Below are 16159 nucleotides of genomic sequence, written 5' to 3' on the forward strand. Positions count from 1 at the left end.
CTGACCGGCCTCCTGTCGCCGGTGACGATCTTGAATCAGACTTCAAGCCGCTTGGGAATCCCCCATCGATTCAAGACGCTCGGAATTTGCTCTAGAGGCTAGAGCGGGGTTCTATCAGAATCCCTTCTTCAGCGTCACGAACCACTGGCGCGGCGCGCCGGCGAGCAGCGTCTGGTTGTCGCCGCTGGCGGTGAAGCCGTTGGTGCCGATAGTCGAGATATAGCGCTTGTCGGTCAGGTTGGTCACGCTGCCCTCGATCGATAAGCCGCCCCAGGCCTCGGGGAAGCGATAACCGATGCTGGCATCGACCAGCACGCGACCCGCCACCGACTGGTCGTTCAGATAGGTGAAGTAACGCTTCGACATATAATCCGCGCCGACCCGGCCGAAGAACCGGCTGTCGTCATAGACCAGCTCGCCCTTGACCATGTTCTGCGGCGTGTCGACGACATAGCGGCCCTTTTCGGCCAGCAGGTTGCCCGAACCGTCGCGCACCGTCTGCTGATAGGTCGCATGATTGTACGAATAGCTGGCCAGCGCCGAGAAGGCCGGGGTCAGGCGGTAGAAGGCCGAAACCTCCGCGCCATAGCTTTCCACGCCGCCGACATTGTTCAGCGTCGGCGGAATGCCCTGGATCGCGGTGCCGACCGAATAGGTCAGCAGGCGATCGGAGAAGTCGATATAATAGCCGACCGCCGACAGTTGCAGCCCGCCGGTGCGATAACGGAGGCCACCCTCGGCCGTCTTGGACTTTTCGGGGCGCACCGTGTTGGCGACCGCATTGAACGCCGCCTGGCTGATCGAGAAGGGCGGCGCGGTCGCGGCGGCGACGAAGGCGCGCATATTCTCGGTATAGCTGGCGAAGACCTCCGCCTGGTTGCCCAGGTGCAGCACCGCGCCGATCTGCGGCAGGAACCAGTCCTGGCTCTTGATCCGGCCGCGCGCCAGCGTACCCGCCAGCACATTGGCCTGGTTGCGCACGCGCATCCCCTTCCAGCCGCCATTGATGGTCAGCTGGCCGATGTCGAGTGTGTCGCCGACCGAATATTGCAGCGTCTCGGTGTCGTACTTGCCGTTCCACGCGGTCGACATCGGATTGCTCTGATAGTCCAGCGCGTTGCGGTTCGGCGTTGCGGTATCGGTCATGCCATAGAGGCGACGCGCCTGGTGCAGCGTGTTGCTCTCATACCAGCCGGTCAGCGCCAGCGTGTTGGCGCCGGTGGCCAGCGCCAGCTTGGCGATGGTCCCTGCACGGTCGAGGCTGTACTGGGTCGTGCGGAAGGACAGCGGCGCGGGGTTGGTGATCGGCGTGCCGTCGGCATTGGGCGCGCCCAGCGTGGTCGGGCTGTAGGGCGTGATCCACGACCCCTGCCCCTTGTTATGATGATAATAGCTGGTCGAGGTCAGCGACAGGCTGTCGGTCAGCTTCGCGTCGAAGGTCACGCCGCCCAGATAGTCGCGACGCAGACCCGCCGCGTCATAATAGCCGTCGTCCAGCGTGATGCCGCTCGGCAGGCCGATCCCGACCCCGGCATAGGGCGCGGAAAAGCCGTTCAGCGATCCGTTCGCCTTCTGATAGGCCGCCGCCGCCGCGCCGTTGGTCGCCTGCTTGGCATAGAGAATGGCCAGCGGATAGTTGTTGCTGATATTGTCGTTGAAATAGCCGCGACGCTTGATGATATCGAGGCTCAGGTCCTGATAGTCGTTCTCGCGACGGTCGGAGAAGTTGAAGAAGCCGGTGATCGAGCCGCGATCGCCGAAATCCTTGACGATCTTGGCGTTGGCCTGATGCTGACGCTGGCTGCCATAGCCCTTCCACTTGTCGGTGGTCAGATAGGCATAGCTCAGATAGCCCTTCAAGCCGCCGCCCAGGTCGCCGCTGTCGACACGGATGAAGGCGCGCGCGGTATCGTTGCTGCCATAGGTGCCCGACGCGGCGATCCCGGCGGTGTCCGACGGGGTGCGGCTGGTGAACTGGATGGTGCCGCCCAGATTGCTGGTCGAGGCGGTGCCCAGCGCGCCCGCGCCCTGCGCGACGCTGGTCGAGGCGATATTCTCCGAGATGATCGCGCGGCTGATATGCAGGCCGTTGGTCGGGCCATAGCTCATATCGCCCAGCGGCACGCCGTCGAGGGTGAAGCCCAGCTGGTTCTGGTTGAACCCGCGCAGCGAGATCTTGGTCGACCATTCATAGGCGCCGAAGGGATCGGCCGACTGGAAGTTCACGCCCGGCAGCTTGGAGATCGCCTTGAGCGGCGACGTGCCGGGGGTCAACCGATCGAGGTCGGCGGCGGTGACGGTCTGGACCTGGCGGCTCTGGCCGAAGCCCAGCACCACGACATCGCCCGAGGCGGCGGTCTGGTCGTCGGCCGGGGTGGTGGAATTGGCGGCGACGGGATCGCTGGCCGCGCCGGTGACGACGGCCTGTGCGGGCAGGGTCTGCGCGGATACCGCAGGCGCGATCAGGGCGATCGGCGCGACGCTCGCCAGCAACTTCAACATATATTCTTGCCCCCAATGGCATTGTTAACCGATGGGGCGGGCGCATGGGGCCGGGGCGTGACAGTGTAACGACAGCGTAATGACCGGAATGTGACGGCCTGCCGTTGTGGCTTTGCAGTCACGTACTTTTCCTCCCCTGCAAGGGGAGGGGGACCAGCGAAGCTGGTGGAGGGGTGTCACCACTTGCGAGGATGGCGGAACCTCGCACAGCGGGACACCCCTCCGTCAGGGCTTCGCCCTGCCACCTCCCCTTGCAGGGGAGGAAAAAAGGGGGCCGGACAACCCGCGTTGCCCAGCCCCCCTTTCCTGCCCTCAAGCCGAAGCGAAGATCAGCGCGCGATGCCGCCCGCCGCCAGCACCGCCAGCGTGACCAGGTCACCTGCGGTCGAGGTCATCGGCGCGATCTGCACCGGCTTTTCCATGCCGATCAGCATCGGGCCGATCATGCTGTCGCCGCCCAGTTCGCGCAGCAGCTTGGCCGAGATATTGGCCGATTGCAGACCCGGCATGATGAGGACGTTCGCCGGGCCCGAGAGGCGCGAGAAGGGGAAGTTCGCCATCTGCTTGGGATTCAGCGCGACGTCGGGGGCCATGTCGCCTTCATATTCGAAACCGACCTGCCGCTTGTCGAGCTCCGCCACGCCGTCGCGGATATTGTCGATCCACTGGCCCTCGGGATTGCCGAAGGTCGAATAGGACAGGAAGGCCACGCGCGGCTCATGCCCCATGCGGCGCGCCACCGCCGCAGTGCGCTCGGCGATGTCGGCCAGTTCCTCGGCGGAGGGGCGTTCGTTGACCGTGGTGTCGGCGATGAAGACGGTGTGGCTCTGTCCGACGAGCAGGTGGATGCCGAACGGCACCTTGCCGTCGACCGGATCGATGACCCGGCGGATCTCGCGGAAGCTCTGCGCATAGGTGCGGGTGATGCCGGTGATCATCGCATCCGCCATGCCCAGTTGCAGCATGACCGAACCGAAGATGTTGCGGTCCTGGTTGATCAACCGCTCGGCATCGCGCTTCAGGTAACCGCGCCGCTGGAGCCGCTCATAGAGGAAGTCGACCATCTGCGGCACCATCTCCGAGGTGCGGCTGTTATGGACTTCATATTCCTTGGGGTTGGTGACGCCCAGCGCGGCCAGACGGTCATAGACGTCGTCGCGCCCGACCAGCACCGGAATGCCGTAGCCACCCTCCTTGAACGCGATGGCGGCGCGCAGCACGACTTCCTCTTCGCCCTCGGCGAACAGCACGCGCTTGGGGTGCGCCTTGGCACCCTCATAGGCCAGCGTCAGGACCGAGGTGGTCGGGTTGAGACGCGCGCGCAGCTTCTGGCGATAGGCGTCCATGTCGAGGATCGGCCGCGTCGCCACGCCCGAATCCATCGCCGCCTTGGCCACTGCCGAGGGGACCAGCTCCATCAGGCGCGGATCGAACGGCGCGGGGATGATATATTCGGGGCCGAAGCTGTGCTGCGTGCCATAGGCCAGCGCCACTTCCTCCGGCACGCGCTGCCGCGCCAGTTCGGCGATGGCGTTGGCGGCGGCGATCTTCATCTCGTCATTGATGCCGGTCGCGCGCACGTCGAGCGCGCCGCGGAAGATGAAGGGGAAGCCGATGACGTTGTTGACCTGGTTCGGATAGTCCGACCGCCCGGTCGCCACGATCGCGTCGGGACGCGCGGCCTTGGCGAGTTCGGGGCGGATTTCCGGCTCCGGATTGGCCATCGCGAAGATGATCGGCGAGGGCGCCATGTCCTTGACCATCTCGGGCTTGAGCGCACCCGCCGCCGACAGCCCCAGGAACACGTCGGCACCGTGCAGCGCTTCGGTCAGGGTGCGGCGGTCGGTGACGGCGGCGTGCGCCGACTGCCACTGGTTGATGTCGTCGCGGCCCTGATAGATGACGCCGGTGCGGTCGCACATGATGACATTGTCGTGGCGGACGCCCATCGCCTTCATCAGCTCGGTACAGGCGATCGCCGCCGCGCCCGCGCCGTTGACCACGACCTTGATCTCGTCCAGCCGCCGCTTGGTCAGCAGGCAGGCGTTGATCAGCCCCGCCGCGCAGATGATCGCGGTGCCGTGCTGGTCATCATGGAAGACCGGGATGTTCATCCGCTCGCGCAGCGTCTGCTCGATGATGAAGCATTCGGGCGCCTTGATGTCTTCCAGGTTGATGCCGCCGAAGCTCGGCTCCATCAACTCGATCGCGTCGATGATCCGGTCGACATCCTCGGTCTTCAGCTCGATATCGATCGAGTCGACATCGGCGAAGCGTTTGAAGAGCACCGCCTTGCCCTCCATCACCGGCTTGGAGGCCAGGGCACCCAGATTGCCGAGGCCCAGGATCGCGGTGCCGTTGGAGATGACCGCGACCAGATTGCCCTTGGCGGTATAGTCGTACGCCGTGGCGGGATCGTCGGCGATGGCCAGCACCGGCACCGCGACGCCGGGCGAATAGGCCAGCGCCAGGTCGCGCTGCGTCGCCATCGGCTTGGACGCGATGATCTCGATCTTGCCGGGCCGCCCCTCGGAATGGAACAGCAGGGCCTCGCGCTCGGAGAACTGATCGGTGGGTTCGTCGGTCATGCGCGCGGCCTTCGATGCTGTGGATACTAAGGACGCTACGGCTCTTGAAGGTTTCGGACACGGCTGACAACCCTGTCACGCAGCCCTTTCGCCGCCCTAGGCAAGTCCGGGCATCAGCCTTATACGTTCATCCATGGAGCATGAGCCGGGCATTTTCGAGCAGCGTGACGAGGCGGCGGAAGCGCTGTCGCTGGAACGCGCTCGGGCGGATTACGCCGCCGGGCGCTATCATGACCACGCCACCGTTTCCGCCTGGCTCCGCACCTGGGGAACCCCGAACCGCAAATCGTTTCGCGAATGGCTCAAGTCGTCTGGCTGAACGAGGCCCTCGACCAGCTCGATCTCATCGTCGCCTATCTGGAAGCCTTTGATCCCGAGGCCGCCGCTCGAATCGCGCAGCGACTCGTGGATCTCGGCGAAAGCCTGCGAGACTTTCCTCGCCGTGGCCGTCCCGCGGCGGATGGCACCCGCGAGCTGGTGACGGTTCCCCCTTACATTCTCAGCTATGACGTGAACGGCGACATCGTATCGATCGTCGGCATCCGCCATGGTGCACGCAATCTGGATTCTCGCCCCCAATGACCACCCCCACCCCGATGATGGCCCAGTATCTGACGCTGAAGGCCGAGGCCGAGGATTGCCTGCTCTTCTATCGCATGGGCGATTTTTTCGAGCTGTTCTTCGACGATGCGCGGATCGCCTCGGGCGTGCTCGACATCGCGCTGACGTCGCGCGGGGAGCATGGCGGTGAGAAGATCCCGATGTGCGGCGTGCCGGTCCATGCCGCGACCGCCTATCTGCAACGGCTGATCAAGGCCGGGCACCGCGTCGCCATCGCCGAGCAGACCGAGACCCCCGCCGAGGCCAAGGCGCGCGGCGGGTCCAAGGCGCTGGTCGCGCGCGGCATCGTGCGCGTCGTCACGGCGGGCACGCTGACCGAGGAAGCGCTGCTCGACGCCAAGTGCGACAATTGGTGCGTCGCGATCGGCGAGGCGGGCGGCGCGGTGGCGCTGGCCGCCGCCGACATCTCGACCGGGCGGTTCGTGGTGATCGACGTGAAGGCGGATGCGCTGGGCGCCGAACTCGCCCGGCTGGCCGCCGCCGAGGTGGTCGCGGCCGAGAATGCGACCCATGCCGAGGCTGCCACCACGCTACGCCCTTCCGCCACGTTCGACAGCGGCCAGGGCGAGGATCGGCTCAAGCGGCTCTACGGCGTCGCGACTCTGGACGGGTTCGGGCAGTTCAGCCGCGCGGGGCTGTCGGCGGCGGGCGGGCTGGTCGCCTATCTCGACCACACCGCCAAGGGCGCGCTGCCCTTCCTGCGCCCGCCGGTACTGATGCAGGCGGCCGGGGCGATGGCGATCGATGCGGCGACGCGCGAGAGCCTGGAGCTGACCCAGACCGCGAACGGCCAGCGCAAGGGCTCGCTGCTCGACGCGGTGGACCGGACGGTGACGGGCGCAGGCGCTCGCGCGCTGGCCGGCGATATCGGCGCGCCGCTGATGGACCGCGACGCGATCGAGGCCCGGCTCGACCTCGTGCAGCATTTCCATGACGATGCCGCGCTTCGCGAGCGGCTGCGCGCGGCGCTGCGGGCGCTGCCCGATATCGGTCGTGCGATCGGGCGGATCGCGGCGGGGCGCGGCTCTCCGCGCGATCTGGGGCAGTTGCGCGACGGACTCGACGGGGCCTGGGCATTGTCCGAACAGTTGAGCGACGGCCCTCCCCTGTTGCGCGAGACGACGCCGCGCCTGCGCGGGCATGGCGAATTGATCGACCTGCTGCGCCGCGCGCTCGTCCCCTCGCCCCCCATCGAGGCCAGCGAAGGGGGCTATATCGCGGCGGGTTATGACGTCGCGCTCGACGATCTGCGCGACGCGGGGGCAGGCGGCCGCCGCGCCATCGCCGCGCTGGAGGCGGAGTTCCGCCAGAAGACCGGCATCACCGCGCTCAAGATCCGCCATAACGGCGTGCTCGGCTATCATGTCGAGGTGCCCGCGCGGTCGGCCGATGCGCTGATGAAGCCGGATTCGGGCTTCACCCACCGCCAGACGCTGGCGGGCGTGGTCCGCTTCAACACGCCCGAGCTGCACGAGGTCGCCAGCAAGGTCGCGCAGGCCGGTGCTCATGCGCTGGCCGCCGAGGCCGCGCATCTGGAGGAGCTGACCGCCGCCGCGCTGGCCTCGCGCGAAGCCATCGCCGCGACGGCGGACGCACTCGCCCGGCTCGACGTGGCGAGCGGGCTGGCCGAACGCGCGGTCGAGGGCGGCTGGGTGCGGCCCGAACTGGTCGACCATAGCTGCTTCGACGTGACGGGCGGCCGCCATCCGGTGGTCGAGGCGGCGGTGGCGCGCTCGGGCGAGCGGTTCGTGGCCAATGACTGTTCACTGTCGGAGGCTTCGCGGCTCTGGCTGGTGACGGGCCCGAACATGGGCGGCAAGTCGACCTTCCTGCGCCAGAACGCATTGATCGCGGTGCTGGCGCAGGCCGGCTCCTATGTCCCGGCCACCCAGGCGAAGATCGGGCTGGTCGACCGGCTGTTCAGCCGGGTCGGCGCGTCGGACAATCTCGCGCGCGGACGCTCCACCTTCATGGTCGAGATGGTCGAGACCGCCGCGATCCTGGCGCAGGCGACCCCGCGCAGCTTCGTCATCCTGGACGAGGTCGGGCGCGGCACCTCCACCTATGACGGCCTCGCCATCGCCTGGGCGGTGGTGGAGGCGATCCACGAGGATAATCGCTGCCGGTGCCTGTTCGCGACCCATTATCACGAATTGACCCGGCTGGCCGAACGCTGCGAGGCGCTGTCGCTGCACCATGTCCGCGCGCGCGAGTGGAAGGGCGAGCTGGTCCTGCTGCACGAGGTGTCCGAAGGCCCGGCGGATCGCTCCTATGGCTTGGCCGTCGCACGCCTTGCGGGCATGCCGCCGATGACGGTCGCGCGGGCGAAGGCGGTGCTTGCCAAGCTGGAGGCGGGCCGCGCCAAGACCGGCGGGCTGGCGGCGGGGCTGGACGACCTCCCCCTCTTCGCCGCCGCCGCGCAGGCCGAAGAGGAACAATGCGACGCGATCCGGGCCGAGGTGGAGAAGCTGGACGTCGACAGCCTGTCGCCGCGCGAGGCGCTGGATGCGCTGTACAAGTTGAAGGCCCTGGCGCGGGAGGGGTAAGCCTTCTTCCCGTGCCCCGGCGGAGGCCGGGGCCCAGTTGCGGTGCATTTCCGAAGGCGCAAATGGGTCTGCCTCCCCCGCACCGTCTGGCGCACCATCGACTGGGTGGAACCTGGGCCCCGGCCTCCGCCGGGGTGCGGGAATGGAGGCATTCCCACCCCCGTTCAGCCTGAGCGAAGTCGAAGGCCACGCCCCATCGCCTCACCGCGAGCGTCGCCCGTGCACTTCGACTTCGCTCAGTGCGAACGGACGTTGGGAGGGCAGCCGACCAGCAAGCATCCACCCGCCGCCTACCCCAAGGCCCAGGAAGATTCGGCTCACCCGAAAATTCGGAAAGTGGGGAGCTTCTGTTGCCCGGTGCTCCCCGTACCGCTGGAATCCGATTCTGTTGCCCGGTTCGGTCCAACCGCGCTATTTTGGAGTAATCTCAGGCCGTGAGGCCCTCAATTACGCCGCAATCGCGAGTGCTTCGTTATCGTTGGCACTTGTGTGTATGGGCCGTTGCGGTGGTCCCATTCCGAACGAAAACAGCGCTTTTCAACACACGTCGATCCTGGTTCGGCCCCGTCAGAAACGGTGTCCAAGTACACCACCTTTTATGGTGGAGCCGCCGGGTACTGCCCCCGGGTCCGCTGCGTCTATTACTCGCCGCAGTTTATCGTCATAGCCGGGTGAAACCCGGCACGAAGAGATATAGTTAGCCATGCGCGTTTACGCAAATGCCTTTCGCTCGCCCCATTTTGGGTCCATGGAAGCGCCATGTTGACCCAGCGGTCCCGTTATGCGTTGCGCGCGATGCTGTTCCTTGCGGAAATGCCCGTCGAAGGGCCGCCGACCTCGATGACGCGCATCGCGGCCGAGGCGAATGTGCCGCGCAAGTTCCTGGAACTGATCCTCGCCGATCTGAAGGGCGCGAACCTGCTCGACAGCCAGCGGGGCAAGATGGGCGGATACCGCCTTGCGCGCCCGGCGCATCTGATCTCGCTGGGCGACATCATCCGCACGATCGAGGGCCCGCTGGCGCTGGTCCCCTGCGTCAGCCGGACCGCCTATCGCCCCTGCAACGACTGCAAGAGCGAGGCGGACTGCGCCATCCGCCATGCTATGATGCGCGTGCGCGACGAGACGGCGCGGATTCTCGACGGTACCAGCCTGGCGGATGCCACCGCCAGGAAGCTGGCGGCGGCGTAAGGCCCCCTAACCGCGCCACCCCGGCGAAGGCCGGGGTCCAGTTGCGGTAGAAATCGCGACGATGGGACGCCTTTGCCTCCCATGCAACGGCGTCCCGCACCACGAACGTGGTGGCACCTGGGCCCCGGCCTTCGCCGGGGTGAGGTGGTAGATCAGGAACGCCGCGCGCGCAGTTCGTCGCGGATCTCGCGCAGCAGCGCGATATCGGTCGGCTCGGCCTTGGGCTCTTCGGCCGCCTTGGCCTTTTCCTTCTCGAAGAGCGTCGTCGCGCGGTTCACCGTGCGGACCAGCAGGAAGATGATGAAGGCGACGATGACGAAATTGACCGCCTGGGTCACGAACGCGCCGTAACCGAGCAGCGGCACCCCCGCCTTCTTCAGCGCGGCATAATCGGTCAGCGAGCCCGTATAGCTGGCGGGGATCGGCCCCATGCGCAGGAAATAGCTGGAGAAATCCAGCCCTCCGAAAATCTTGCCGATCACCGGCATCAGCACGTCGTCGGTCAGCGAGGTCACGATCTTGCTGAACGCCGCCCCGATGATGACCGCCACCGCCAGGTCGAGGACATTGCCCCGCGCGATGAAGGCGCGAAATTCTTTTAGCATCGCCAACTCCCTCCGTTCGATGAGCGTTACGCCTATCGTCGCTTTTCCCCTTCGCCAAGCGGGGTCGGCGTCTTATATGGATCGGACAGTTGACGGAGGAATATTCGAATGCGTCGTCCCGTTCTTGCCCTGACCCCGGTCGTGATGGCCGTCGCCCTGTCCGGCTGCGGCATGAACAGCGTGCCCACGGCGGAGGAAAATGCGAAGGCGAAATGGGCCGACGTCCAGGCCGCCTATCAGCGCCGCGCCAACCTGATCCCCAACCTCGAAGCGACCGTGAAGGGCGCCGCCGCGTCCGAAAAGGCGATCCTGACCGATGTGGTCAACGCCCGCGCCAAGGCGACCTCGGTCCAGGTCAGCGCCGACGACCTGTCCGACCCCGCCAAGATGCAGCAGTTCGCACAGGCCCAGGGCCAGCTCAGCGGTTCGCTCGGCCGGCTGCTCGCCAATGTCGAGGCCTATCCGAACCTGAAGAGCCAGGACAATTTCCAGACCTTCATGAGCCAGCTCGAGGGCACCGAGAACCGCATCAACATCGCGATCCGCGACTATAACGGCGCGGTGCAGGAATATAACACCCGCATCCGCACCTTCCCCGACGCGATCGGCGCGAAGGTCTTCTACGGCGCCAAGCCGATCACCCCCTATCAGGCGACGACGCCGGGGGCGGAGAATGCGCCCAAGGTGAATTTCGGCAGCTGATCGGGCACTCATGACCCGGTTCACCCGGTTGCTTCGCCCGGTCCTCGGGCTCTGGCTGATCCTCTGCGCCGTCCCCGTGATGGCGCAGAGCTTTCCCAAGTTGGACGGCCTGGTCGTCGATGCGGCGAACAAGATCGACCCCACCACCAAGGCGCAGCTCGAACAGAAGCTGGAGGCGCTGCAAAAGGATACCGGCCGCCAGCTGGTGGTCGCCACCATCCCCGATCTTCAGGGTTATCCGCTCGAGGATTATGGCTATCGGCTGGGCCGGGCCTGGGGCGTCGGGCTGAAGGATGCGGACAATGGCGCGATCCTGTTCGTCGCGCCCAATGAGGGCAAGGGCCAGCGCGGCCCCCGGCTGGAGGTCGGACGCGGGCTGGAGCCGATCCTGACCGACGCCTGGTCGTCGCAGATGATCCGCACCCTGATGATCCCGCGCCTACGCGAGTCGAGCGACATATCGGGCGCGCTGAATGCGGGCGCGGACGCGGTGATCGCGCAGCTTCGCGCCTCGCCCGAGGAAGCCCAGGCCAAGGTGGCCGAGGCGGCGAAGCAATTCGACCGCCAGCACCGACGCGGCGGCGGCGATTCCAACGGCTTTCCGATCCTGATCGTCCTGGTCATCTTCATCGGTGGCTTCGTCCTGCTGTCCATCCTGCGCCGCAAGCAGGGCCAGCGTTTCCACGATGACGATGACGACGATCGTGGCGGCGGCGGCGGACGACGCGGTGGAGGCGGCTGGCCGATCATTCTCTGGGGTCCCGGCTGGGGCAGCGGTGGCGGATCGGGCGGCGGCTGGAGCTCGGGCGGATCGTCGGGCGGCGGCAGCGACGGATCGTGGTTCGGCGGCGGCTTTACCGGCGGCGGCGGCGGGGATTTCGGCGGCGGCGGCGCTTCGGGGGATTGGTGAGATGTTGAGCGAAGCCGATAGCGATCTGGTCACCGCCGCCGTGGCGCGCGCCGAGGCCGCGACCGATGCGGAGATCGTGACCATCGTCGCCCCCCGATCGGACGAGTATCGCGACGTGGCGCTGTGGTTCGCCGCCGCCGCGATGCTGCTGGTGCCGCTGTTCGCCGCGCTGTTTCCGGGCCTGGGCCTGAAACTGCTCGCGCTGGTGCATGACGGATGGAGCGAAGCGGGCGAAGATCTGGTCCTGGGCGTGCTGATGATCGCGCAGATCCTGGTCTTCGCGGTCGTCGTCGCGGCGCTGGGGCCGGTGAAGCGCCGGATCGCGCTGGTCCCGAAAGGCATCCGCCATGCCCGCGTCCGGGCCCGCGCCGTCCTGCTCTTCCGCGTCTCGGCCGAGCGGCGGACCGACAGCCGCTACGGCGTGCTGCTCTATCTTTCCGAAGACGAGCATATGGCGGAGATCGTCGCCGACTCCGGCCTGACCGGCAAGGTGGGACCGGAAACCTGGGGCCGCGCCATGGCGGTGATGCTGCCCCATGTCGCGAAGGGCCATGTCGGTGAGGGGCTGGGCGCGGCGGTCGAGCGGATCGGGCTTGTGCTCGCCGAGCATTTCCCCAAGACGGCGGCCGATACCAACGAATTGCCGGACAGACCGATTTCGCTATGACCGATCCCCGTATGGACGCCCCCCTCGAAACCATGGCCGAGGGACGGTTCCTGGCGCTGCGCAAGCGCGGCACATGGGAATATGCCGACCGCCCCCGCGACATCCGCGCCGCCGTCATCCTCGCGATCGACGGCGACCATATCCTGCTGGTCGAACAGTTCCGCGTGCCCCTGGGCGCGCCCTGCCTGGAAATGCCCGCCGGGCTGATCGGTGACGAAACCGAAGGCGAGGCGGTGCTGGACGGTGCGGCGCGCGAGCTGGAAGAGGAAACCGGCTATCGCCCTTCGCGGATCGAGGCGCTGGGCGAATTCTGCTCTTCCCCCGGCATGACGTCGGAACGCTTCACCCTGGTCCGCGCGAGCGGCTTGGTGAAGGTCGGCGAAGGTGGCGGCGATTCGGACGAGCAAATCGTCGTCCACCGGGTAAAGCTGTCGGAGGTTCCGGCCTTCATCGCCGAACGCCGTGCGGCGGGCGTGGTGATGGATGCCAAGCTGCTCTTGCTGCTGGGGGGCGGCATCCTGGGTTTTTGATTTCACGCGAAGCCGCGAAGGCGCGAAGAGAAGAAGGTTGGTTCGCGCGGAGACGCGGGGATGTCGTATTCGCGGCAGCGAAATATCTCTTCAACCAGCCGTTTGTGGTGCGCATCCGATGCCGCCGGACACGTCACCTCCGCGCTCTCTGCGCCTCTGCGCGAACCCATTCCGACAATCTTCGCGTCATCGCGGCTTCGCGAGAACTCATCGCGACACGCCGCAACGGACGGGAAGGCGCCAAGAAATTTGTTCGCGCAGAGGCGCGGAGGGCGCAGAGAGGGATTGCTCGCGGAAGCGACACGCCGCTCCAACAGATCGGTCGTGATGCGATCCCGATGCCGCCGGGCGCAACACCTCCGCGTCTCCGCGCGAACCAACCTTCTCAAGCGCTGCGCGCGAAAGAAAAGCGCCCCGGCCTTGACCGGAGCGCTCGAACCTCAACGGAAATTGTCGGCGTAGCTTTGGAGCTTCAGCGTCTTTTGCGGCGTCGGCACGACATGATGGTCGAGCCCCTCGCGCTGGCAATAGGCGATCGCCTCTTCCAGCGTCGCGAAGGTCAGGCGAACCTGCTCCCGCGTATCGCCGCTTCCGGCCCAGCCGGTCAGGGGATCGGGCTTTTTCGCCTCGGTGGATTCGAATTCGAGTTGCCAGCGATCGGTCCGGTACTTGCCGGATTGCATCGCGTTCTTGGGGCGCTGGAAGATGCGAGCAGTGGCCATAATCCACGTCCCTTATCGCGAACCGGCGGCTCTTGCATCCGCCTTTTTCGTGCGCAGCGTCGCGGAGGCCGCTGCGGGGTCATCGGGCCAGGGATGGCGGGGGTAGCGGCCGCGCATTTCCTTGGCCACCGCGCTCCAGCTTCCCGCCCAGAAACCGGGCAGGTCGCGCGTCGTCTGGATCGGGCGACCGGCGGGCGAGGTCAGGCTGAGGACCAGCGGCACCCGCTCGGTGCCGATCACCGGATGCTCGGCCAGGCCGAACAACGCCTGGACGCGCAGCTCCACCCTGGGGCCACCTTCCGCCGCATAATCAATCGCATGGCTGCTGCCCGCCGGGCTGGTGAACTGGGCGGGCGCCATCGAATCGATCCGCCGCTGGTCGTTCCAGTCGATCAGGTTGCGGATCGCCTCGGTCAGCGCGCCGGGGGCGACCGCATCCAGCCGCCTCTTGCCCGCCACCAGCGCGGGCAGCCAGTCGTCCAGCCGCGCGATCAGCGTCGCATCGTCCAGCGCCACCCCGGCATAGGCCGCCCGCGCGCGGTAAGCCCCCGCCCCGTCGCTCCACGGCAACAGCGACAGGCCGTGCGTCCGCACCCCCTCGACCAGCGCCTCGGCGATCGCCTCGGGGGAAGCGCCCGAATCAGGTCCGCTCGACAGGCGAAGCCCGCCCAGCCGCCGTTCGCGCAACGCCTCGACGCCGCCGGTCGCGGGGTTGAAGGTGACGGTGCGCCGGGTCTCGATCCGATCGGCGAACAGCGCCTCGACGGTGGCGAGATCGAGCGGCGCGGCGGACAGGATACGCGCGCCCGACGCCGCGCCCTGCGTCTCGCCGACCGCTAGCCATTCCGAACTCGCCAGCCCCGAGGCAGGATCGAGCCGAAAGCCCCTGCCCCCGACGCTCGCCCAATTCTCGCCGGTCGAGTCGCGCCGCCGCGCGACCCGGTCGGGATAAGCCAGCGCCAGACAGACGCCCGCAGGATGGTCCCACGCCTCGCGCTCGACCGGGCTGGGGGCCAGGCTGGTCCAGCGCTTCGCCATCTGGCGCGCCGCCTCCGCCTTGGGACCGCGTTCGGTCCGCCAGCGGCGCAGGCGTTGTTCGACATCGACATCCTGCCCCCCGATGCCCCGCTCGCCCAGCAGCACCGCGACCTCGGCGGCGACGGAGGCCAGCCCGCGTTCGCCGCTGCGGATCAGCATATGCGCCAGGCGCGGCGGCATCGGCAGCGCGGCGATCGCCTTGCCATGCGCGGTCGGGCGGCCGGTATCGTCCAGCGCCTCCAGCACGGTCAGCCGTGCGCGCGCCTCGGCGACGGCGGCCTCGGGCGGCGGGTCGAGCCAGGGGAGCGCGCGCGGGTCGCCCACCCCCCAGAGCGCGGTGCCGAGCAGCAGCGCCGACAGGTCCGCCTCCAGGATTTCGGGCGGGTCGAAGCGCGGCAGCCCCGCCGTGGCCGCCTCTTCCCACAGGCGATAGGCGACGCCGGGCGACTGGCGCGCGGCGCGGCCCGCACGCTGGGTGACGGCGGCCTGGCTGGCGCGCTCGGTGACCAGCCGGGTCATCCCCGCCGCGCGGTCGTAGCGCGGGCGGCGCGCCAGCCCTGAATCGACCACGATCCGTACCCCGTCGAGCGTCAGGCTGGTCTCGGCGATCGAGGTGGCGAGGACGATGCGCCGCCGCCCCTCCGGATCGCGCCGGATCGCCGCACGCTGCGCCGCCGGGTCGAGCGAGCCGTGGAGTTCATGGACCGCGATTCCGGCGGGCAGGCTCGCCAGCCGCTCGGCGGTGCGCGCGATCTCGGCGGTGCCGGGCAGGAAGGCCAGGATGTCGCCCTCCGCCTCATCCGCCAGCGCGCGGCGGATGGCGGCGGCGACCGAATCCTCGATCCGCGCCTCCGCCGCCCGGCCGAGATGGCGAAGCGTCAGCGGATGGCTTCGTCCGTCACTCTCGATGACGGGCGCGTCGCCCATCAGGCTGGAGAAGCGGCGGCCATCGAGCGTCGCCGACATCGCGACCAGCCGCAGGTCGGGACGCAGGCCCGCTTGCGCATCCAGCGCCAGCGCCAAGCCGAAATCACCGTCGAGGCTGCGTTCGTGGACCTCGTCGAACAGCACCGCCGAGACGCCCGCCAGCTCGGGATCGGCCTGGATGCGCGCGACGAAGATGCCCTCGGTCACCACGGTCACGCGGGTCGCGGCGCTGACCCTAGTATCCATGCGGGTGGCATAGCCGAAGGTGCGGCCGACCGGCTCCCCGGCCAGCGCGGCCATGCGTTCGGCGGCGGCACGGGCGGCAAGGCGGCGGGGGGAGAGGAGCAGGACCTCCCCGGTGCACCAGGGCTGGTCGAGGAGAGCGGGCGCGACGGCGGTGGTCTTGCCCGCGCCCGGCGGCGCGACGAGGACGGCGTTGGGAGCGGCCGCAAGCGCGGTCAGCAGGTCGGGCAGGACGGCGGTGACGGGTAAGGTCATGGCGGTCGCGATACGGGGTTTGGAGGGCGGGGTGAAGGACTTCGACCCTTCTAGCCCCACCTTCCGTTCAGGCTGAGCGAAGTCGAAGCCCATGCCTGGGCATTTGCCTAGC

The 16159-nt window shown here is 67.8% G+C and carries 13 protein-coding genes and 1 other RNA gene; 8 read left to right on the plus strand and 6 right to left on the minus strand.

Features of this window, described 5'->3' with window-relative positions:
* Positions 1-114 precede the first annotated feature (114 nt).
* Positions 115-2502, minus strand: a complete 2388-nt coding sequence (locus ABIC44_RS15775) for a TonB-dependent receptor (RefSeq protein ID WP_354296497.1) — start codon at positions 2500-2502, stop codon at positions 115-117.
* A 329-nt stretch (positions 2503-2831) separates the two neighbouring features.
* Positions 2832-5090 carry an NADP-dependent malic enzyme gene (locus tag ABIC44_RS15780; RefSeq protein WP_307100826.1) on the minus strand — a complete coding sequence of 753 codons (2259 nt, stop codon included), beginning with the start codon at positions 5088-5090 and terminating at the stop codon, positions 2832-2834.
* 133 nt (positions 5091-5223) lie between these two features.
* On the opposite strand from ABIC44_RS15780, the gene ABIC44_RS15785 reads away from it, so the two are divergent.
* From ABIC44_RS15785 to mutS, 3 genes are read left to right on the plus strand one after another with little or no spacing between them, the layout of a single operon-like run.
* Positions 5224-5409 (plus strand): antitoxin, encoded by a 186-nt coding sequence (locus tag ABIC44_RS15785; RefSeq protein WP_309700884.1) that lies wholly within the window; start codon positions 5224-5226, stop codon positions 5407-5409.
* Complete coding sequence (locus ABIC44_RS15790; RefSeq protein WP_307100830.1) at positions 5388-5672, plus strand: type II toxin-antitoxin system RelE/ParE family toxin; 285 nt, start codon at positions 5388-5390, stop codon at positions 5670-5672. Before ABIC44_RS15785 ends, ABIC44_RS15790 begins: the two co-directional genes overlap by 22 nt.
* Positions 5673-5686: 14 nt before the next feature.
* Complete coding sequence (mutS, locus tag ABIC44_RS15795; RefSeq protein ID WP_354296526.1) at positions 5687-8257, plus strand: DNA mismatch repair protein MutS; 2571 nt, start codon at positions 5687-5689, stop codon at positions 8255-8257.
* Between the two features lie 374 nt (positions 8258-8631).
* Here the strand turns inward: mutS and ssrA are convergent.
* Positions 8632-8980, minus strand: a transfer-messenger RNA (tmRNA) gene (gene ssrA / locus ABIC44_RS15800).
* Between the two features lie 36 nt (positions 8981-9016).
* Between ssrA and ABIC44_RS15805 the strand changes: the two genes are divergently transcribed.
* The gene (locus ABIC44_RS15805) at positions 9017-9448 is read left to right on the plus strand and encodes an RrF2 family transcriptional regulator (RefSeq protein ID WP_309700882.1); all 432 of its coding nucleotides are present in this window, start codon (positions 9017-9019) and stop codon (positions 9446-9448) included.
* A 152-nt stretch (positions 9449-9600) separates the two neighbouring features.
* On the opposite strand, the gene mscL is transcribed toward ABIC44_RS15805, so the two are convergent.
* Positions 9601-10053, minus strand: coding sequence for a large conductance mechanosensitive channel protein MscL (gene mscL, locus ABIC44_RS15810; protein ID WP_307100834.1), 453 nt, complete (start codon positions 10051-10053; stop codon positions 9601-9603).
* Positions 10054-10161: 108 nt separating this feature from the next.
* On the opposite strand from mscL, the gene ABIC44_RS15815 reads away from it, so the two are divergent.
* The 4 genes from ABIC44_RS15815 to ABIC44_RS15830 are packed head-to-tail and all read left to right on the plus strand — an operon-like array spanning position 10162 to position 12862.
* Positions 10162-10755, plus strand: coding sequence for a LemA family protein (locus ABIC44_RS15815; RefSeq protein WP_307100835.1), 594 nt, complete (start codon positions 10162-10164; stop codon positions 10753-10755).
* Positions 10756-10765: 10 nt separating this feature from the next.
* Complete coding sequence (locus ABIC44_RS15820; protein ID WP_354296498.1) at positions 10766-11665, plus strand: TPM domain-containing protein; 900 nt, start codon at positions 10766-10768, stop codon at positions 11663-11665.
* A 1-nt stretch (position 11666) separates the two neighbouring features.
* Complete coding sequence (locus ABIC44_RS15825; RefSeq protein WP_354296499.1) at positions 11667-12332, plus strand: TPM domain-containing protein; 666 nt, start codon at positions 11667-11669, stop codon at positions 12330-12332.
* A complete protein-coding gene (locus ABIC44_RS15830; protein ID WP_354296500.1) occupies positions 12329-12862 on the plus strand; it encodes an NUDIX hydrolase in 534 nt (177 codons plus the stop codon). The genes ABIC44_RS15825 and ABIC44_RS15830 overlap by 4 nt, the downstream gene beginning before the upstream one ends.
* Before the next feature lie 440 nt (positions 12863-13302).
* Here the strand turns inward: ABIC44_RS15830 and ABIC44_RS15835 are convergent, their stop codons facing one another.
* A complete protein-coding gene (locus ABIC44_RS15835) occupies positions 13303-13584 on the minus strand; it encodes an ETC complex I subunit (RefSeq protein WP_261269007.1) in 282 nt (93 codons plus the stop codon).
* 12 nt (positions 13585-13596) lie between these two features.
* Positions 13597-16047 (minus strand): ATP-dependent helicase HrpB, encoded by a 2451-nt coding sequence (gene hrpB, locus ABIC44_RS15840; protein WP_354296501.1) that lies wholly within the window; start codon positions 16045-16047, stop codon positions 13597-13599.
* Positions 16048-16159 lie beyond the last annotated feature (112 nt).

The organism is Sphingomonas sp. 1185 (assembly GCF_040544655.1).
GTDB lineage: Bacteria > Pseudomonadota > Alphaproteobacteria > Sphingomonadales > Sphingomonadaceae > Sphingomonas.